This window comes from Paenibacillus antibioticophila, assembly GCF_000455265.1.
Lineage (GTDB): Bacteria > Bacillota > Bacilli > Paenibacillales > Paenibacillaceae > Fontibacillus > Fontibacillus antibioticophila.
Window position 1 is genome coordinate 2,644,863 of the sequence record NZ_HG005139.1, and the last position, 19,302, is coordinate 2,664,164.

The following is a 19,302-nucleotide window of genomic DNA, read 5'->3' on the forward strand; positions in this document are numbered from 1 at the left end:
GCCTGGCCTGCCTGACCGTGCTTAACCTACTACAATGTTAACCAGTTTGCCTGGAACAGCGATAATCTTGCGGACCGTCTTGCCTTCGGTCGCCTGTTTGACATTCGGCAATCCAAGGCTGTACTCCTGCATGGCCGCTTGATCCATATCTTTGGAGATTTTCGTGCGCTCCACGATTTTTCCATTAACCTGCACTACGATTTCAACCTCGGCATCCACAGTCCATGCCTCATCATAGACTGGCCAAGGCTCGTAAGAAATGCTCTCTTGATGTCCAAGACGCTCCCACAGTTCTTCAGCCAGATGCGGAGCCAACGGAGACAGCATTTGAACGAAGTTTGCTGCAGCCGCTTTTGGTATAGCGTCCGTCTTGTAGGCTTCATTAATGAAGATCATCAGTTGGCTGATCGCTGTATTGAAACGAAGTGCTTCCATATCCTCTGTGACCTTCTTAATCGTCTTGTGCCAGGTCCGTTTGAACTCGTCACTGCCGTCCCCGTCCACAATTTTGGCATTCAGACTGCCGTTCTCGGCAACAAACAGACGCCAGATCCGGGCCAGGAAGCGATGCGTGCCTTCCACACCGTTAGCATTCCAAGGCTTGGTTGCCTCCAGCGGTCCCATAAACATTTCATACATCCGCAAGGTATCGGCTCCAAATTCGTTCACAATCTCATCCGGATTAATTACGTTGCCGCGGGATTTACTCATCTTCTCGTTATTCGTTCCAAGGATCATCCCTTGGTTAACCAGCTTATGGAACGGTTCCTTCGTCGAGACCACGCCAAGGTCATACAGCACCTTGTGCCAGAATCGGGCGTACAGCAGATGGAGCACCGCATGCTCCGCACCGCCGATATACAGATCGACCGGCAGCCATTCCTGCTGCTTTTCCTTCGAGCAAAGCTCTTCATGATTATGCGGATCAATATAGCGCAGGTAGTACCAGCAGCTTCCCGCCCATTGCGGCATGGTATTCGTCTCGCGGCGTGCCGGCAGGCCGGTCTCAGGGTCGGTTGTATTTACCCATTCCGTCACATTGGCAAGCGGAGATTCTCCCGTACCGGATGGCTTGATTGCATCCACATCAGGCAGAACGAGCGGCAACTGATCCTCAGGCACCGGCTTCATCGTTCCATCTTCCAGATGCAGAATCGGGATCGGTTCTCCCCAATACCGCTGACGGCTGAACAGCCAATCGCGCAGACGATAGGTTACTTTTCCCTTTCCTTTCCCCTTCTCCTCAAGCCAGGCGATCATCTTCTTGATGGCCTCTTCATTACGAAGACCGTTCAGGAAGTCGGAATTGACATGCGCTCCGTCCCCGCTGTAGGCTTCTTCGTCCAGATTGCCTCCGGACACTACTTCAATAATTGGCAGCTCGAACTGCTTGGCGAATTCATAGTCCCGTTCATCATGACCCGGAACAGCCATAATGGCCCCCGTTCCATAGCCCGCAAGCACATAGTCGGCAATCCAGATCGGCAGCTTAGCGCCGTTGGCCGGATTGACCGCATAAGCCCCCGTGAATACGCCGGTTTTTTCCTTCGCCAAATCCGTCCGTTCCAGATCGCTCTTGCGGGCGGCTTGATCCTGGTACGCCTGTACTGCAGTTGCCTGCGCCTCTGTAGTAATATGAGCCACGAGCTCATGCTCAGGAGCCAGAACCGCATAGCTGGCACCAAACAAGGTGTCCGGACGAGTCGTAAATACCGTCAGCGTCTCTTCGTGTCCATCGATGGCAAAGACCACTTCAGCTCCTTCGGATTTACCAATCCAGTTGCGCTGCATATCCTTAATGCTCTCCGACCAATCCAGCTCTTCCAGATCCTCAAGCAAACGCTCTGCATATTCGGTAATTTTGAGCACCCATTGACGCATCGGCTTGCGGACAACCGGATGGCCGCCCCGCTCGCTCTTGCCGTCGATGACTTCTTCGTTTGCAAGTACGGTCCCGAGTGCAGGGCACCAGTTCACTGGCACTTCGGCTACATAAGCAAGACCCTTTTTATAGAGTTGGATAAAAATCCATTGTGTCCATTTGTAATATTCAGGATCTGTCGTGCTGATCTCACGATCCCAGTCATAGGAGAAGCCCAGCGATTTGATCTGGCGCCGGAAGTTGTTGATATTCTTGACCGTAATATCGCGCGGATGCTCTCCGGTATCAAGAGCATGCTGCTCCGCCGGCAGCCCGAAGGCATCCCAGCCCATCGGATGAAGCACATTGTAGCCGCGCATCCGCTTGAATCTGGACACGATATCGGTAGCCGTATAGCCTTCCGGGTGACCCACATGAAGTCCCGCACCGGATGGGTAAGGAAACATATCAAGCGCATAAAATTTCGGTTTTCCCGCTTCTTCACGAGTCTTAAAGGTCTGGTGTTCATCCCAGTATGCCTGCCACTTCGGCTCGATCGTCTGAGCCTGATACACATCATGCGATGTTTGCTTCTCTGTCATTTCTAGTCCTCCCTAGAGTACATAATTCAACCTAGCTATCGAAGGGAATAAAAAAACCTCCCGATCCTTAGCGTATCATCGCTAGGGACGAGAGGAAGTTTCCCGTGGTACCACCCTAGTTAGCGTCGGACATCCTTTGTCTAACGCTCCCTTTACACCCTTAACGCGGGTAAAACGATGATGGTTTGCATCATCACTCCGAGGCGAGTTCATTCTCATTCCCCAACCGGCTTGCACCAGACCGCCGGCTCTCTGGGTGGCAGAACTTGAATTACTACTCCTCATCATTGCTTGTGAATATCCAATTTAATCACAACCATTATATAGAAATCAGTGCTTGGCGTCAATGTCGCCCGTGATTTTACTTTTGAAGTATGTAATCGATAAAGCCTTGGCGAATCCATTTTCCAAGCCACTGCCTTCTATCTGGATTGATTCCTCCTCTGTCCAATGTAGCAAAAATAATCGTCATCCTCTATGAAAACAATCTCAAAGCCGACTTTCCGGGACAAATCCAAAAGCCTGCTATCCGAGGGAATAGGCTCGAACGAGCTGACATGCCCAATCCGCTCATGATGCTCTTTTAATTGTTGTCTGGACCTTGCATGCATAATGGCAAAAGTTCCACCATGTTTTAGGTTGTTGCAAGCATTTTCGAATACTTGGTCCAAATTTTCAAAATGAGGAATGCTGTTATAAATAACTACGAAGTCAAACTCCTGATTCAAGCTGAATTCTTCTTCAAAATCGGCACATACCGTTTCTACATCTGAAAAGCTCTCCTTTAATTCATCCAGCATTTTTTGCGAGATATCAATCGCGGCATATCTTTGCGGGGTTACCTTGTTATGTAGGTATTTCTGATCTGCAATCTCCGTACTAATTCATCCGCGCAAATGAGTGATTTCTCAGGTATTTGCTGATTCCATTTCGATGCTATTTGATCGAAGTTGTGACTTTCTTGTTCTTTTCTTGAGTTAGACATGATTTTTTCTCGCCTCCTTATTAAAAGTGAATATTGAAGTGCTGATATCGGTGTATTCCAGAGCCATGCTTGGCTAGATCACGCTGAAGCAGATCCTGACAGGCTTCATGGACTTCCTTAATAAAATCTGAGTTCAAATCTAAATCGTGATGACCTGGCAGTACCTTCGAGATATTATCTAACCGGCTTATCTTCTCAACCGAGTTAACGAATTGCAGCGGATCTGTCGTCGGATAAAAAGCAAACAAGGTGCCTTTATAAATCAAATCGCCGGTAAATAAATACCCTCGTTCCGCTTCATAAATACAAAGGTGTCCCGGGGAATGACCCGGCGTATGGATAAGCGTTAGCACTCTTTTTCCCAGGTCGATGGTGTCATAATCTCTTACCACCCCCGCAGGCTCCCCTTTAAACGGCTCGTAGTTCTCTATACAAAAATCTTCAGGAAGCGGTAGCGTAATATCCCGGATTACATCTCTACGAATAACTTCTATCGGCAATCCCGGTATCCCATTCCTCAGCCACTCTTTCTCCAATTCATGAACATAGATTTCGTCAAAAAGCCCGTGGTTCCCGATATGATCCCAGTGGACATGCGTGGTTATGACCTTGATTGGAAGTGAGGTTAATTGATCTACTATCTTTTTGATATTTCCAATTCCGATCCCCGTGTCAATTAGAGCAGCGTGGCTGTCTCCAATAACAAGATAGGAATGGACCTTCTCCCAATGCCCATACTCACTAATGGCATATGTCCTAGAATCTATTTGTTCAACGGTAAACCAATGGTTACATGGTTCCAAAGCTTCTCCCACCCCTTTTTTTGCAAAATAACCCGGCCTTAGATTATCTTATCTTAGGGCCGGGTCATCGCTGTTATCTTATGATTATACATCCAGGCAGTGATCGTGCCTATCTTTCCGGGAGAGCTTCCTCACAGTTCAATCAACATGCCCGGCTCCGCCAAATGAACATTCCGGTTTCCTTGTTGTTTGGCATCCTCCAATAAATCCTGCAAATTTCCGTAATGAGGCAGGTGCGTGAGCAGAACCTTTTTGGCCTGGGAATGGTGTGCTAATATTCCGGCTTCCCTGGATGTCATATGGCCCATGCGCGATCCGTCCGTTCCATGATACAAGCTACATTCGGTTATCAACAAATCCGCCCCTTGCGCAAACGAAATTAAATCATCCGTAAATAGGGTATCCGAGGTATAGACCATCACTTTATCTTCACAGGTGATCTTCATAGCGTAGGCCTCAACGGTATGTGCATTTTTCTTGAACTCAAACAGGAAAGGCCCTAAGGTCAGCGAGGTAGTTTCGTCGAAGCTTTTAAAACGGGAACCCAACATCCCCTCCACCTCTTTGCGGAAGCTCTCGCTTTCCGGCCCATAAATATTTAACACTGTATCCGCTCGCCCGATCTGAGTGTTCACTAACCTTGAATACAAATAAGCCCCAATATCGGCATTATGATCATAATGATAGTGAGACAGCACCACATGATCAATCTTGTTCAAATCAATATAATCCTGTGCTTTAACGAGGACGCCGCTTCCGCAGTCCAGCATAACCGTAAAGCCTTGGTGCTCAATCAAATAACCTGATGTAGGGCCATTTTGCTTCGGAAAGCCGCCCCACATGCCGATGACTCTACATTGCATAATGATTCTCCTTATCGAACAAAAATGAACTGGAAACCAGTGTTTGGGTATACTCGTCCTTCGGAGCAAAGAGCACTTCCTCTTTTGTCCCTTGCTCCACCATTTTTCCGTGCTTCATTACCATTATAGAATCAGACATATAATTAACAACACCAATATCATGAGTAATAAATAAGTAAGAAATCTCAAGCTCTCTTTGCAATTCCAACAGCAAATCGAGAATCTGCTTCTGAACCGACACGTCCAAGGCCGAGACGGACTCATCGCAGACGATTAGCTGCGGCCTCAGCAGCAAAGACCTGGCAATGGCTACCCGCTGTGCTTGTCCTCCGCTAATTTCAGTTGCATGCTTGCTGAGAATGCTGTCCTCCAGCTTTACTCTATGCAGCATTTCCTTGATTTGATGGAGAGCTGCGTTCATATCGAAGCTATCGCTTGCAATTTTCAAAGGCTCCATTAGCACTTCTTTAACCGAAAAGAACGGATTTAAAGACTCCTTGGCGCTTTGGAAAATAAACTGCACATTGCTTCGGTATTTCTTATATTCTGCCTTGGACAGTTCCTTAATGTTCTTGCCGTAATATAAAATCTCTCCGGAAGTGGGCTGCTGCAAATTCCCGACAATCTCGGCAAACGTCGATTTGCCTGAACCCGATTCGCCGACTACCCCTACTGTTTTTTTCCTTGGAATCCGAACCGAAACACGATCCACCGCGGTGAAAAAAGCTTGTTTATCAAGGATGCTTTGCTTCTTTAATTTGAAGGTCTTCACAATATCCTTCGCTTCAATAATCATGTCCATATCATAATCCTCCTTACGGAAGCATTTTTCCCTATCGAGGCTATAAGCCTATTTGATTGTCATGGTAGAGTCCAACAATTGCCTTGTGTAAGGATGCTCGGGCTGTGAAAAGACTAGCTCGGTGCTGCCGGACTCAACAAGCTTGCCTTTATACATGACGTAAACGCGGCTGCAGTACCTTCGAATGATATTCAAATCATGCGATATGAACAAAATCGGGACACCCTCTTGTCTATTCATCGTATCGAACAGATCCATGACTTGTCTCTGAATGACGGTATCCAGGGCCGTGGTCGGTTCATCGGCAATAATTACTTTAGGGTCGGTCATCAAGGCCAATGCAATATTGACACGTTGCTTCATGCCACCGGAAATTTGAAAAGGATAAGAATTCATCACCCGGTCCGGGTCCTTGATACCGACTTTGGATAGCAGACGGCAAGCCTTGTCATAAGCTGCTTCCCTGCTTTTTTTCATGTGATGCATATAAGCATCACCGATTTGATGCTTGATTTTGATCAAAGGATGCAGGAAGGATACGGTGTTTTGTGGAACAAATCCGATTTCGCGGCCGACCAAGGCACGAATCTGTGCGGCATCCATCCCTTCCACGCTCCGGTCCATCAAGGTCAGTTGCTCGTACTCGGCCTGCAAGCTTTTCGGCAATACATTTAGGAGGGCCTGCGTGGTCAAGGACTTTCCGGAGCCTGATTCCCCGACAATGCCGACAAACTCCTTGTCATTCAATCCCACGGAGACGTTGTCCACCAGGACGGCGCCTGATTGATCCTTAATGGTTAACCCTTTGATTTCCATTAACTTGGAGGTCATACGGATTTTCTCCTCCCCACCGTCGTGTCATTAAGCGCATCCCCGATCAAATTGAATCCTAAAATCGCAATGACTAAAACAATGCCGGAAGGAATCGCCAAATACGGGTAGCTCAATGTAAATTGACGGGATTCACTCAGCATCAGACCCAGGCTCGCATTCGGCGGCTGTACCCCGAGTCCTAAAAATGACAGTGAGGATTCGAGCAAGATCGCTCCGCCAATGCTCGATGAAAATTGCGTGATTAATTTGGGCAGCATGGAAGGCAGGATATGCTTCACAATAATCCGCCAAGGAGTTGCTCCATAGCTCTTGGCTGCCTTAATATACAATTCGTTCTTCTGATCGATAACAAGCGAATAGGCTAACCTGGCATAGGTAGGTATCATAAAAATCGCAATCGCAAGCACCGCGTTCCACAGCCCTTTCCCGGTTACAGCAACCAGCATCAATGCTAGAAGCATCCCCGGAAATGCCATAAAACCATCGATAACCCGCATAATTACACTTTGCAATACGCCTTTGGCAATACCTCCGATCGAACCAATCACGACACCGATACTGGCGCCGACGGCAACAGATACCAGGCCGACGAGTAAGGCATACCTCGTTGATATCATAATGCGGCTTAATATATCGCGGCCAAACTGGTCCGTACCCAGGAAATATTCCCCGCTGGGGCGATGCAGCCGATCTATCGTATTCATATTATTAGGATCGTGCGGAAGATAAATAAATGAAGTCAGACAAAGCAACACAACCATGCTAACCAAAGCAATCCCAAGCAGGACGAGCCGATTGTTTTTCCCTTTACGCATTTCTTTCACCGCCGAATTGGATCATTGGATTGATCACTCGATATAAAATATCCGCCAGAAAATTCACACAGACTACTACGCCGGTAATAAACATAACTGTTCCTTGCAAAAGAATAATATCCCGCTGCTCGACGGCTACCAATAATAGACGGCCAACTCCCGGGAGGGCGAATATACTTTCTACCAGCACAGTTCCGGCGAGCAAGCCCGCGAGCTGCATCAAAATCGTGGTAACCGGAGCGATAACCGCACTTCGCAATGCGTACTTGAAGACCGCTTGTGCGGGCGATAACCCGTTAACGCGTGTCATCAGCATAAAATCCTGCTCCAGAGCACTAAGCATCGAGCTTCGGATGATCCGGATCAGATAGCCGATCAATCCGATCGCCACCACGATTGAGGGGAGCAGCAAGGAATGGAGACTTCTCCACCAGCCCTCTTCAACAGGTATGAATCCCGGGACTGGGAACCAACCTAACTTTCCGGAAAAGAAAACAAGAAAAATTAGAGCAAGCCAAAATTGCGGAATGGCATCTCCTAGCTGCATAACCGTTCGTGCTAATCGATCTATCCACTTGTCCTGATATAAAGCAGAGAAGATCCCTATGATGGCAGCAACCGGTATCGCTAGCAGTAAGGAAAGAACAGCCAAAGAAACGGTTATCATCAACCTTTGCATGATCAGCGTCAAAACATCCTCACCGAAGAACAAAGAATTGCCCCAATCGCCGGCCAGGAAATGAGTCAACCAGGAGAAATATCGCTCATACCAGGGCTGATTCAGGCCCATGGATTCCCGCAATGCCTCCAGCCGTTCCGGTGTCGCATCCGTTCCGAGCGATAACAATGCCGCATCCCCCGGAATGACGGTGAGTACAAAGAAAGTGATCAACGAAATTACAAATAACACAACAACACCGCTTACCAACCGATTGATTGTGTATTTAACCATCTCAAACCTCTTTTTTCATAGAAGTATGAAAGCTCCTCTATGGCAGAGGAGCTTATCAAACAAAGCTCGATTAATTCGTGAAATAGACATCCTTCATTTCATAAATATCAATCGGATAAGATTGATATCCCGCGACATTAGCTGCCGTTACAGTCAAGCCGATCGGGGATTGAATGTACAGCGCCGGAACATCTTCAGCAAGAATTTGCTGCAATTCCTGATAGAGCTTCAGACGCTGTTGTTCATCGCGTTCTTGCTGAACCTGGGTTAAAATTTCATCGACCCGTTCGTTCTTATAGTTCATATAGTTTTCTTTGCTTTCGGAATGGTAGCGCGCAAGCAATGCATAAGGATCCAGTCTTCCGGTATGTCCGGTAACGGTCAGATCATATTTTCGGCCTGTATATACATCGCTCAGCCAAAAGCCCCATTCTACCGTATGAATATTGATCGTTAACCCAACCTTTTTCAACTGGTCGGCAATCACCTGACCTGCAGCAACGTAGTTTGGATAAGAGCTAGGCAAGTACATTTCTAAAGTTAAGCCTTGGGCGTATCCCGCCTCTTCAAGCAGTTGTTTTGCTTTCTCAGGATCGTAAGTGATAGCATCATTTGTATCCAGATACTCCTTCAGCATGGGCGGATAATGGGATCCGATTTCCTGCCCATAGCCCCACCAGACGGTATCGATCAGGGCTTGTTTGTCCACCGCATAATTGATAGCTTGTCTTACGCGAGCATCCGAGAGAGCTTCATTGTCCAGGTTCATAGCCATCACTTGCACGGCATTGGCTTGAGTCTCGATAATGCTATACTCCGAATTGCTTTCAAACTGGGGAACAGCGTCGCCGCTAACGTTGATAATGTCCAGTTCACCGCTTTGCAGAGCCGTAATTTGCGAAGTTGCATCCGGCATCATGATAAAGCCGACCTTTTCCAATTTCGCCGGTGTAAAATAGTCGTTATTTCTTGTGAGAACAATTTGTTGCTGCGGAACCCATTGCTCCAGCTTGAACGGACCTGTACCGACCGGATTGTTTCTCAGCTGTTCTACTGCTTCTTCCGGAACTATCGCTGTCCATGGATAGGCGAACTGGGAGACCAGAGCAACATCAAGCGCTTTTGTTGCAAATTCAATATTGTAATTGTCTACAGCCGTAATGCTAACGATATTGGAAAAATCTCCTGCCCGCGGACTTTCCTCGCCCTTTAAGCGTTCGAAGGAGAACTTCACATCTTCTGCGGTCATCTCACGGCCGTTGTGGAATTTTACGCCCTCCCGCAATTTGAACGCAATCGTTAATCCATCTTCGGATACTTTCCATTCCTCGGCCAAGCCTGGAACAAATTCACCGTCCGAGGATACTTTGACCAAGGTGTCGTAAAGGTTATTTGTGATTTGAAAGGTGGAGGCTGCAGTTGTGCGATGCGGATCGAGTCCATCCGGATCCACGGTCAGAGCCATTTTTAATTCCGTTTTTACCGGCGCTTTAACCTCCGCTTCCGGGCCTCCCGCAGCTGTGTTGTTGGTTGGAGCCGGTGCCGAAGCCGCGCCATTGTTGCTTCCGCATGCTGCAAGAATAGCAACCATCATCAGGACCGATAACGCATTTAAAAGTTTTTTCATCGTAACCTCCATAGCCGTATTTTTAAAATTTGTTCTGTAGCTCTTTAAAGTTGAGGTAATGGTCTTCAACCTTTTCAATATGCTCTCGGACTCTTTCTTTTCCAAGATAAGAGACTTCATTAACAACTGCATTGCACACAGACACCGCGGCCGTATAGGAATCGACGAAGCTCTTGGAAGCGGACTTGGCGATAAAGATAACGTCGGAAAATTTGCAGATGGGTGAAACCGGTGAATCGGTTATTGCAATGACCTTCAGGTTTCTTTCTTTAGCGAACTCGGCGACTTCTGTAATTACTTTGTTATAGCGAGGGAAGGAGCACAGAAAAACGACATCACCTTCGGAGAATCGAGCCAAATATTCGGCAACCTCACCCTGTGGGATCAAATAACTGTTTCCCAGCATGTAGTTCAAAATAAAGGACATATAAGACGTAACCGATAATCCCATTCGCCATCCACCCACCCAGACGGCCTTCGCATCGAGAATGAGTGTTGCGGCACTCTTAATCTCTTCAACAGAAATTTCTTTACTGGTTTCCAGAATGTTCTCGGCTTCCAGATAAAAGTGGCTGTTTAACCAGGAATCATCCTTCACCGTGGAGATGGATTCCAGATTGTTGATCGCCCGGTTCATTTTCCGCAGATCGTTCCGCAGCTCTTTTTTCAGCAGCATGAAGCTATCGAAGCCAAGATTTTGCGCAAGCCTGTGTACGGTCGCTTCCGATACGCCAGAGGCAGCCGCAATTTTTTGAGCAGAAGAGATGGCCGCATCCTGCAAATTTTCGAGAATGTAATATGCCGTTTTCTTTTGAGAACTGCTCAATTGATCGTATCTTGTCTGAATCAGCTCTTTGATATTTTCCATTCAACTATAGATCCTTTATCAAGTTTTACCTTCACACAACGAGGGCGGTTAAATCATGAATTGTGGAAATCACTTCAACATCATTAATTTCTTCAATTCCTTGCTTGGCGTACGGATTGATCAGAATGCCCTCCATGCCGACTTGCCGGCAGCCGATGATATCATCGTAATAATTATCGCCTACCATGAGACACTGGCTTGCCTGAACCCCAGCCAGTTCAAGTGCATGACGGAAAATTCGTTCGTCCGGCTTCTCGATATCAACCTCGGACGAAATAACGACGTAATCCAGATAAGGCATAATTCCTGTATTCTCCAACACCTCTCTTGCTGTCAAATTCCAATTGGAAATCAGGCCGATCTGACAGCCTTCCTTCTTCAACTGTGCGAGCGTTGAATGTGCTGCCTCGAACGCCCTCCATTCGGGACGTCCCTTGCGTTCCTGCTTGGAAGTAAGCAATTCCGTATTTTCATCAATTTGCAGGCAGCGGTTGATCATTCTGTAATACGGCTCCTCCCAATGGCTTCGGTCTTTTCCGAGCAATCCAGGAAAATGCTTCATAAAATGCTTGTCCGTAAGGTGATAGGCCAACAGCAGCTCATCGATAGATTTTTCAATACCAAGCTGTTGGAGATGCTCCCGATACAGCTCTTCCCGATTCCAGTAAACCAGCGTATAACCTAAGTCGAACCAAATCACTCTCTGCAAATGATCCCCTCCTAGTGAAGACTTTCCTTCATTTGATGTAAACATTGGTTGATTTCCTTCACAATTAGTACTATAAAGGGCTTGTATTAAACCAAAACCATTTTGGGGTAAAGTCATTGTTAATTTTTTGGCTTGGTTAAAGCAGAAAAAAGAGACTTCTGCTGAGGGGCAGTAGTCTCTTTTTACAAAAATGATCCTATTGTTCTTCAATTTTAAATAGAAAAGGGGCCGATTATTCTGAAATGTTTACTTATACTCCTTTCTTTGTAGCGTTGAATCCAGTAACCATTCCTTCAACCCCTCAATACTTACATAATTTTCGGATTCAATTCGAATTACCGGGAAAAGCTTACCGGAGTATACGCCTGTTGTTCTTAACATGGTATCTTCACTAATAATAATTGCTTTTACCTCAGCTTCGGTTAAGTTCAAATACTCTGCTGTTTCTTTGATCGTCATTAGAGGTTTATATACACTTCCATTGACGAATAAACATCGTAATCGCTACTTGCTTATTCATATTTTTCATCAACCTTGATTTTCAATAGCAACACAGTCAAACTTTCGTCTAAGATTTGATTAATAGATTTCAAGTCCTGGTAATCGTAGGTTTTGAGCGAATTCTCTGCTTGTCTATAAACGGCCAATATCTTGGTCTCTCCCGCCTCCAAACCAATTGCTTCCTTACCTATAGCATAGTCCCAGGTACTAATAGTTGCATTCGGGTCTAAGATTTTTTCCTCAACCGGATGCGGAGATACACTTGCTGTTGGAGAATATAACAGGAATAACGGATGGTCGCTGTTCGGGTTGATTATGCCAAATCCCACTAGACCTTCTTCCACTTGATTCGGACTTAACCCGTAAGATATTTCAGTAATTCGAACAGGTTCAGCAGCTCCATTTCTATATCCCTCGACCCAAATGGTTACCCAACTTTGATTCGCGGAAGGTAGCTTCAAATGATAATCAAATAAGATTCCTAGCCCCATTTTTTTAAACATCTTCTCATAGTCGGAATTTACGTGCGAAGATATATAGGCAATTTTCTCGTCTTCATTCGCTTGACTGCTACATCCTTCCAGGACAAAAAACAACCCCAGAAATACCATGGTAAAAATAATCCATCGAATTTTTTTCATACGATGCTCCTTCTTGAATCAATCCCTTTTTGCATTTTTTCTCCGGAAGAAAGAGATCCCGCCAAACCCGCTGATCACTGCAATATAGAAACCTAGATCGTACCACCAACCCGAGTTATTTATTTCATATACTCTAATTTCGCGATTGAAAAATCCTATGATCAATGAAATAGGGGCCACCCATCCATGCCATATGCCCCAGAAAAAACCTGCTGGATCTTCAGTGCTGTTCCTTCCATCACCAGGTACGCAACCCGATAATAGTGCCATGCAAAACATGAAAACAAAGAAAATTATGAGGTACTTTAGGCTCTTTCTCATAAATCATCATCTCCTGATTAATGAAGTTCTTTACTCATAAGTATGGTTATTAATTTTGTCTGTCCATTAAATACATTCTTTACATCGTAAGGCTTAAAACCGAGTTTTGAATAAAAGGCTAATCCTCTGGAGTTCGTATTGTGACAGACCAATTTCAACTGCTCAAGCTTCAGCAGATTTTTAGCTTTATCCATCATGACTTGGATTAAATACTGTGACGCCCCTTGCCCCCGATATCCAGGAGACACAACGACATTCCCTAGCCAGAAGCCATCTTCATCCTTATAAATATTTGCATATGCTACCACTTTTTTCGTTTGTTTGTCTATTATCACTGTCGGTTCAAATCTATCTTTTGCTAAACCAATGATTTGGTCAGACGTAAGAGGATATACGAACCTGGGACTCATGAAAAGCAACTCCTCTTCAGATTGAGGGAACGTGCAAATGGCTTCAATATCTCTGGTCTCAAGCTTTCTATGAAGGTACATCTTCTCAGCTCCTTAATACGCCTATGTAGGTGTTCAAAACTTTATGAAAAGACCTATTCTGAGATAGCTCCTATCTTGGCCGGGCATGTCCAGCAACAATTCTAATCAGTTATCCGTTATAAATAAAAGGAGAAAGAAGGTGAGGTTTATGAAAAAAGCTGCTGTACTAATGATACCCATTGCTTTAATCATTGCAGCTGCTGTCGTTTACCTGGTTTCGTCATCTGGAACACGGTTGGACATGGACGGCAACAACATAAGGGGAATTCGAATTGAACAGCAACCAGAGTTCTATAATACCGGTCCAATTTCTGTTACGAACGAAGCAGAGATAAAGCTTATTACGGATTATTTGAACGGTTTGGAATTAAAGAGTCCTAACCATAACCCGGACGAATACGATGGAAGTGCATTTGTTTTTACAATTGAAAACAAGGACGGTACTGAGCGAACCATAGTACATTTTGGCAATAAATTTCTCAGAGCCAATGATGAATGGTATGAGATCAGCTACGAGCAAGCCTCACGTTTTGATGAGGAGATCTATCCCAATTTAGAAGCTGCTTATGAGCACTTCCATCATGTAGAATAAGCGTCACTATACGTTACTCAATTTATCAATCGCCTGTTCTTCATCCGATAGGAAAAATAAATCCTTCCCCTTATTACTCTCATATATAAAATCCTTCAAACTTTCGCTTTGATAATTGGCGAAGCTGCCCACAATTGCAATTTTCGTCTGATAATTTATGAATTTCTGAAGGATCTCACCCGCCAATCGTGTCTTCAAGTCAAAAAACTCTTCACAGATCGCGGATTTATTCAATATGATTCGATGGGTCCCTGTCTGATAATTAATCGTTGCAATAAAATCCAATGCTGACTGGACATCCGTGATTAACACTTCATCACTTTGTACTAATGCGATCTCAATTCCATTCTTGCTAATTAATTGTATGTTCATCCTCTTCCTCCCGGGAAACTTATAGTTCTCCAAATTGTACCTATATTGGGCTGTATCTATTATATAAAAAAATACCCAGCCCAAGATAGCTCCTATCTCAGGCTGGGTCATATTTTGTTTTGTTTGATGCTCCTTTTATGCCCACCACATGGCGGAGGGCTGTTCGTGGATCATGATCGATTTCAGGTTAGTGACGGCACGAGTTAAGCCTTCGTCGATGGACATAATTGGATCCTCATGCTCAATGCTGATGACATAGTCATATCCATATACGCGCAGCGCGGAAATGATATCAGACCATACCTTCAAGTCATGGCCGCAGCCGACAGAGCGGAAGGTCCAGGCACGAGTCTTTACATCTCCATAAGGCTGCATATCCATTAATCCGTACATATTGATATTGTCCTGATCCAGATACGTATCCTTGGCATGAAAATGGTGAATAGCGCCGGCTTCGCCCAGAATTTTTACAGCAGCAACGGGGTCAATGCCTTGCCACCACAAATGGCTAGGATCCAAATTACAGCCAATCGCTTTCCCGGTCGCTTCCCGCAATTTCAGCATGGTATATGGCGTATGGGCAAGGAAGCCGCCATGAAGTTCAATACCGATCTTTACACCGGCCGCTTCCGCTTCCGTATTAATTCCTTTCCAATAAGGAATCAGCTTCTGCTCCCACTGATAAGTATAGCTGTCATCGTATTCGGTCGGCCAAGGCATGACAGGCCAGTTCACCGTTGTATCGGATGCATTCCCGCCGGCAATGCCGGAGAATCCGTTAACGACCGGAACATGCAATAAGCCGGCTAACTTGATGGTCTTGCGGAGCAACTCATCTGCCTCGGCAGCCACTTCCTTCACTGGCGAGATCGGGTTATTGTGGCAGCTTAGCGCCGAGATTTCCAGTCCTTTATCAGCCAGCTTTGCCAAGTATTCTGCCCGCGCCTCGCTGCTCGCCAACAGCTTATCAATATCCAGATGCGCGTTGCCCGGATATCCGCCGGTTCCGATTTCTACCGTTTGCAGTCCTTTCTTCGCAACCTCGTCAATCATCTCTTCAAAGCTTAAATTGTTAAATAGGGGAGTAAATACACCCAGCTTCATTGAATTTTCCTCCTTAAACTTTTAACTTTTGACGTGCTTCATAGTGTCCATAGGTTGGGTAAGTATTTTGAGTCGGCGCGCACCAGCGAACGCCATTTCTAATCACCTGCTGCACCTTTTCATTGTAATAGCTAGGATAAGTTTCATGGCCCGGCTGGAAATAGAAAACCTTCCCGTTCCCTCTGCGGTACGTGCAGCCGCTCCGGAAGACTTCGCCTCCCGGGAACCAGCTCACAAAGATCAGCTCGTCCGGCTCCGGGATGTCAAAGTGCTCCCCATACATCTCTTCAACGTCCAAATCGATAAATTCGCCGATCCCTTCCACGATAGGATGACTCGGATTGACATTCCATATCCGGCAATTGCCTCCATCCTCCCGCCATTTCAAGTCACAAGACGTTCCCATTAATCTCTTGAATATTTTCGAGAAGTGTGCCGAATGCAGGACCACGAGGCCCATCCCTTCAAGAATGCGCTTGTGCACGCGGTCAACAATTTCGTCCTGAACCTCGCCATGAGCCATATGTCCCCACCAGACAAGGACATCGGTCGCCTTCAATACTTCCTCCGTTAACCCGTGCTCGGGCTCATCCAGAGTTGCCGTTCTCACTATAACCTCGTCTTCGGATAAGAACTTCAACAACTGCCCGTGAATGCCTTCCGGGTACATCTCCTGAACAGCTTGATTGTGCTTCTCGTGACGGAATTCATTCCATACGGTGACTTGTATCAAGAATAGACCTCCTCAACAATCGCCTCAAGCTGCCGATAACAGATCGCGGTCGCCTCTAAAGGTTGATAAAGCTGAAACTCTTCCTGCTCCACAATGAGCCAAGGCAAAGCCAGCTGTTTCGCGACTTGAACATATTCCTTTATCGGCAGAATGCCGGATCCAACCTCCGTGCTCTTCCGGGAAGAACCATGCATATCCTTCATATGAAAAAGTCCAACGCGGTCTTTGTGGGCTTCCAGCCAAGGCAATACGTCATGTTCAGAGCAGGCCAGCCAATACAGATCTACTTCCAGATTGATATGCTTGGAGTTATTTACCATATAATCGAGAATGTCTTGACCCGGGATTTCCGTGAATTCATGGGCATGATTGTGGTAATACAGTTCCATGCCTTCCTGATCCAATCTCTTCGCGATTCTCTCCATGTCATCAATAAAGCTTCTCTACTCTTCCAGGGTCCGGAAGGATACGCCCGGAACCACCAGGCGCTTATTCCCGATGCCCTTTTCAAAGACTATCGTTCCCTCAAGATCTTTTTGCAGTGCTTCATAGGGAAGATGGGAAGCGGCAACCTTCAAGTTCAATTCGTCCAGATAGCTTTTCACTTCAGCTGCGCTTTTGCCATAATAGCCGGCAAATTCCACACCATCATACCCGCTTTCCTTCACCTGTTTGAGCGCTGCATAAAAGTTCTCTTTACATGCATCCTTAATACTCCATAACTGCAGGGCGATTTGGGGCTTCATATTTTCTCCTCCTGAATGCTGCTCTATTTGTTAAATTCATTATAGCTAAAACCCGGGCAACTTTCTCTCAAATATCGCGCCATCTTTGCTGGACTAAAAGGAGGCGTAAACATAATCTCCTGTTTTACACCTCCTCCGGGGTTCCCGCCTATATTCAAATTTCCTTTTTGGAAAAATGATTTTCAATTCAAGCACAGACTATCCTTTAATCGCCCCAACCATAATGCCCTTCTCAAAATACTTGGACACCACCGGATAGAAGATCAGCACCGGAACACTGGACACGACGACAACCGCATATTTAATCGACTGCTTCAGCGAGTTGACCTCGCTTTGATTGGCGGTCATAATCGCCTGGTTCACCGAATCCCCCATCTGGTTCTGCACAAGAATTTCCCGCAAAATCAACTGCAATGGGAACAGGTTCCGATCGGAAAGGTAAATCATCGCATCAAAATATCCATTCCATCTGCCTACGCCATAGAACATCATCATCACTGCGATAATAGGCGTGGACAGCGGGAGAACGATTTTAAGAAGCAGCTGCATATCAGTCGCTCCGTCAATAAAGGCGCTCTCCTCCAGCTCAAGCGGAATATTTTGCTGGAAATAAGTACGCATAATAATCATATTGTATACGCTGATTGCTCCGGGAATAATCATGACCCACATCGTATTGACAATACCAAGTGCTTGGTTGACGAGGTATGTCGGAATCAGGCCGCCGGAGAAGAACATCGTGAAGGTGAACAGCATCGTAATGACGTTCCGTCCTCTGAAATCCCTCCGCGACAACGGGTAGGCGGCAAGGGTAGTCATGACCACGTTAACGGCCGTCCCCAGCCCGGTATAGATGATTGCATTTTTAAATCCCATCCAGATATCGCTGTTTCCGAATACCCGCTTGTACCCATCCAGCGTAAAGCCTCTTGGCCAGAGCAGCAGTACATGATCGAAAATTTGTCTGGGATCGCTTAGTGACGCAAATACAACGAATAGCAATGGATAAAGAATAATCAACGTTAAAATGCCGACAAGGACCAGGTTGAACCAATTAAAAACCTTATCTCCTCTTGATAACTGATAATCCACGGTTGCCCCTCCTTACCACAGACTGGTCTCACTGAATTTCTGGGCAAATTTATTGACCAGGTACAGCACGATGAAATTGATCAGGTTGTTAAAAAATCCCACAGCGGCCGAGAAGCTATATTCCGCATTCAAAATACCGGCCTTGTACATGTAGGTAGACAATACCTCGGAAGTAGCCAGGTTGGCATCATTTTGCATCAACAGCACCTTTTCAAACCCTACAGACATGACAGAACCCGTAGCAAGAATCGTACAGATGACAATCGTCGGCATAATCGCCGGGATGGTAATGTACCAGATGCACTTCAAGCGGGAGGCACCTTCTATATAAGCCGCCTCATACTGATCCTGCGGAATACCCGACATCGCTGCGGTGTATATCAACGTCCCCCAGCCAACCGATTGCCAGATGCCCGACCAGACAAATACATGAGGGAACAGCTTCGGATTTCCGATAAAATCAATGGGCTCGCCGCCAAAATACTGGATCACGGCATTAATGACCCCGTCTACCGGGGAGGTAAAAAACATCACCATGCCGACGATGATGATTACGGAAATAAAGTTAGGGATATAGGAAATCGTCTGGACGATCGATTTGTATTTTTTATTGCGGATCTCGTTAAACATAAGCGCCAGAATAATAGGAAGGGGAACGCCAACCACCAGACTGTACAGACTGATTCTCAACGTGTTGATGATGACATCCTTAAAATAGAAGGCATTAAAAAACCGCTCAAAATGATCAAACCCCACCCAGGGGCTGTGCAGGATACCAAATGCCGGGGAATAATCCTTGAAGGAAATAATAATTCCGTACATAGGGATGTAATTCCATATGATTAACGAGGTCAAAGGCAGCAGCATCATGATGTACAGCCATTTTTGCTTCAGAAACGATTTGCCTTTTGCGCCAGGAGGAAGTTTCTTTCGCACTGAAGATTCCATAGTTTACCCCTTTCTTTAAAACTTGGGGGAGATTCCCGAG

At 45.9% G+C, this 19,302-nt stretch carries 23 protein-coding genes and 1 other annotated feature; of the genes, 1 reads left to right on the top strand and 22 read right to left on the bottom strand.

The window, feature by feature from the left end:
- Positions 1 to 21 precede the first annotated feature (21 nt).
- The 15 genes from leuS to TX85_RS12255 all read right to left on the bottom strand — a co-directional run bounded on the left by leuS (position 22) and on the right by TX85_RS12255 (position 13,675).
- Positions 22 to 2,463, bottom strand: coding sequence for a leucine--tRNA ligase (gene leuS / locus TX85_RS12185; RefSeq protein ID WP_044479359.1), 2,442 nt, complete (start codon positions 2,461 to 2,463; stop codon positions 22 to 24).
- Positions 2,464 to 2,543: 80 nt separating this feature from the next.
- Positions 2,544 to 2,760 (bottom strand) — a binding site (T-box leader).
- A 125-nt stretch (positions 2,761 to 2,885) separates the two neighbouring features.
- A complete protein-coding gene (locus TX85_RS12190; protein WP_081671706.1) occupies positions 2,886 to 3,347 on the bottom strand; it encodes a class I SAM-dependent methyltransferase in 462 nt (153 codons plus the stop codon).
- Positions 3,348 to 3,468: 121 nt separating this feature from the next.
- The gene (locus TX85_RS12195) at positions 3,469 to 4,263 is read right to left on the bottom strand and encodes an MBL fold metallo-hydrolase (protein WP_233500696.1); all 795 of its coding nucleotides are present in this window, start codon (positions 4,261 to 4,263) and stop codon (positions 3,469 to 3,471) included.
- Positions 4,264 to 4,382: 119 nt separating this feature from the next.
- The gene (locus TX85_RS12200) at positions 4,383 to 5,114 is read right to left on the bottom strand and encodes an MBL fold metallo-hydrolase (RefSeq protein WP_044479361.1); all 732 of its coding nucleotides are present in this window, start codon (positions 5,112 to 5,114) and stop codon (positions 4,383 to 4,385) included.
- Complete coding sequence (locus TX85_RS12205; protein WP_049894914.1) at positions 5,104 to 5,916, bottom strand: ABC transporter ATP-binding protein; 813 nt, start codon at positions 5,914 to 5,916, stop codon at positions 5,104 to 5,106. The genes TX85_RS12200 and TX85_RS12205 overlap by 11 nt, the downstream gene beginning before the upstream one ends.
- 48 nt (positions 5,917 to 5,964) lie before the next feature.
- Complete coding sequence (locus TX85_RS12210) at positions 5,965 to 6,747, bottom strand: ABC transporter ATP-binding protein (RefSeq protein ID WP_049894915.1); 783 nt, start codon at positions 6,745 to 6,747, stop codon at positions 5,965 to 5,967.
- The gene (locus TX85_RS12215; protein WP_044479362.1) at positions 6,744 to 7,565 is read right to left on the bottom strand and encodes an ABC transporter permease; all 822 of its coding nucleotides are present in this window, start codon (positions 7,563 to 7,565) and stop codon (positions 6,744 to 6,746) included. Before TX85_RS12215 ends, TX85_RS12210 begins: the two co-directional genes overlap by 4 nt.
- On the bottom strand, positions 7,558 to 8,517 hold the full coding sequence (locus TX85_RS12220; RefSeq protein ID WP_044479363.1) for an ABC transporter permease: 960 nt from the start codon (positions 8,515 to 8,517) through the stop codon (positions 7,558 to 7,560). The genes TX85_RS12215 and TX85_RS12220 overlap by 8 nt, the downstream gene beginning before the upstream one ends.
- A 70-nt stretch (positions 8,518 to 8,587) precedes the next feature.
- Positions 8,588 to 10,144 (bottom strand): ABC transporter substrate-binding protein, encoded by a 1,557-nt coding sequence (locus TX85_RS12225; RefSeq protein ID WP_044479365.1) that lies wholly within the window; start codon positions 10,142 to 10,144, stop codon positions 8,588 to 8,590.
- 22 nt (positions 10,145 to 10,166) lie between these two features.
- On the bottom strand, positions 10,167 to 11,012 hold the full coding sequence (locus tag TX85_RS12230) for a MurR/RpiR family transcriptional regulator (protein WP_044479366.1): 846 nt from the start codon (positions 11,010 to 11,012) through the stop codon (positions 10,167 to 10,169).
- Positions 11,013 to 11,043: 31 nt separating this feature from the next.
- Complete coding sequence (locus tag TX85_RS12235; protein ID WP_233500745.1) at positions 11,044 to 11,712, bottom strand: HAD family hydrolase; 669 nt, start codon at positions 11,710 to 11,712, stop codon at positions 11,044 to 11,046.
- 255 nt (positions 11,713 to 11,967) lie between these two features.
- The gene (locus tag TX85_RS27040) at positions 11,968 to 12,180 is read right to left on the bottom strand and encodes a hypothetical protein (protein ID WP_049894917.1); all 213 of its coding nucleotides are present in this window, start codon (positions 12,178 to 12,180) and stop codon (positions 11,968 to 11,970) included.
- Positions 12,181 to 12,233: 53 nt separating this feature from the next.
- Positions 12,234 to 12,863 (bottom strand): hypothetical protein, encoded by a 630-nt coding sequence (locus TX85_RS12245; RefSeq protein WP_044479368.1) that lies wholly within the window; start codon positions 12,861 to 12,863, stop codon positions 12,234 to 12,236.
- A gap of 18 nt (positions 12,864 to 12,881) precedes the next feature.
- A complete protein-coding gene (locus tag TX85_RS12250; RefSeq protein WP_044479369.1) occupies positions 12,882 to 13,184 on the bottom strand; it encodes a hypothetical protein in 303 nt (100 codons plus the stop codon).
- Positions 13,185 to 13,201: 17 nt separating this feature from the next.
- Positions 13,202 to 13,675, bottom strand: coding sequence for a GNAT family N-acetyltransferase (locus tag TX85_RS12255; protein WP_044479370.1), 474 nt, complete (start codon positions 13,673 to 13,675; stop codon positions 13,202 to 13,204).
- 148 nt (positions 13,676 to 13,823) lie between these two features.
- Here TX85_RS12255 and TX85_RS12260 point away from each other — a divergent pair, with 148 nt between their 5' ends.
- The gene (locus TX85_RS12260; RefSeq protein ID WP_044479371.1) at positions 13,824 to 14,267 is read left to right on the top strand and encodes a hypothetical protein; all 444 of its coding nucleotides are present in this window, start codon (positions 13,824 to 13,826) and stop codon (positions 14,265 to 14,267) included.
- 6 nt (positions 14,268 to 14,273) lie between these two features.
- On the opposite strand, the gene TX85_RS12265 is transcribed toward TX85_RS12260, so the two are convergent.
- The 7 genes from TX85_RS12265 to TX85_RS12290 all read right to left on the bottom strand — a co-directional run bounded on the left by TX85_RS12265 (position 14,274) and on the right by TX85_RS12290 (position 19,250).
- Complete coding sequence (locus TX85_RS12265) at positions 14,274 to 14,639, bottom strand: DUF4180 domain-containing protein (protein WP_044480035.1); 366 nt, start codon at positions 14,637 to 14,639, stop codon at positions 14,274 to 14,276.
- A 135-nt stretch (positions 14,640 to 14,774) separates the two neighbouring features.
- Entirely contained in the window at positions 14,775 to 15,743 is a 969-nt protein-coding gene (locus TX85_RS12270) for a sugar phosphate isomerase/epimerase family protein (RefSeq protein ID WP_044479372.1), read from the bottom strand.
- A 13-nt stretch (positions 15,744 to 15,756) separates the two neighbouring features.
- Positions 15,757 to 16,476 carry a ThuA domain-containing protein gene (locus tag TX85_RS12275; protein WP_044479373.1) on the bottom strand — a complete coding sequence of 240 codons (720 nt, stop codon included), beginning with the start codon at positions 16,474 to 16,476 and terminating at the stop codon, positions 15,757 to 15,759.
- Positions 16,473 to 16,910, bottom strand: coding sequence for a sugar phosphate isomerase/epimerase family protein (locus TX85_RS27585; RefSeq protein ID WP_324607080.1), 438 nt, complete (start codon positions 16,908 to 16,910; stop codon positions 16,473 to 16,475). The genes TX85_RS12275 and TX85_RS27585 overlap by 4 nt, the downstream gene beginning before the upstream one ends.
- A 9-nt stretch (positions 16,911 to 16,919) precedes the next feature.
- Entirely contained in the window at positions 16,920 to 17,222 is a 303-nt protein-coding gene (locus tag TX85_RS27590) for a hypothetical protein (RefSeq protein ID WP_233500698.1), read from the bottom strand.
- Between the two features lie 198 nt (positions 17,223 to 17,420).
- Positions 17,421 to 18,314: a carbohydrate ABC transporter permease gene (locus tag TX85_RS12285; RefSeq protein WP_044479374.1), complete on the bottom strand. Its 894-nt coding sequence runs from the start codon at positions 18,312 to 18,314 to the stop codon at positions 17,421 to 17,423.
- A gap of 12 nt (positions 18,315 to 18,326) precedes the next feature.
- Positions 18,327 to 19,250, bottom strand: coding sequence for an ABC transporter permease (locus tag TX85_RS12290; RefSeq protein ID WP_233500699.1), 924 nt, complete (start codon positions 19,248 to 19,250; stop codon positions 18,327 to 18,329).
- Positions 19,251 to 19,302: the final 52 nt, after the last annotated feature.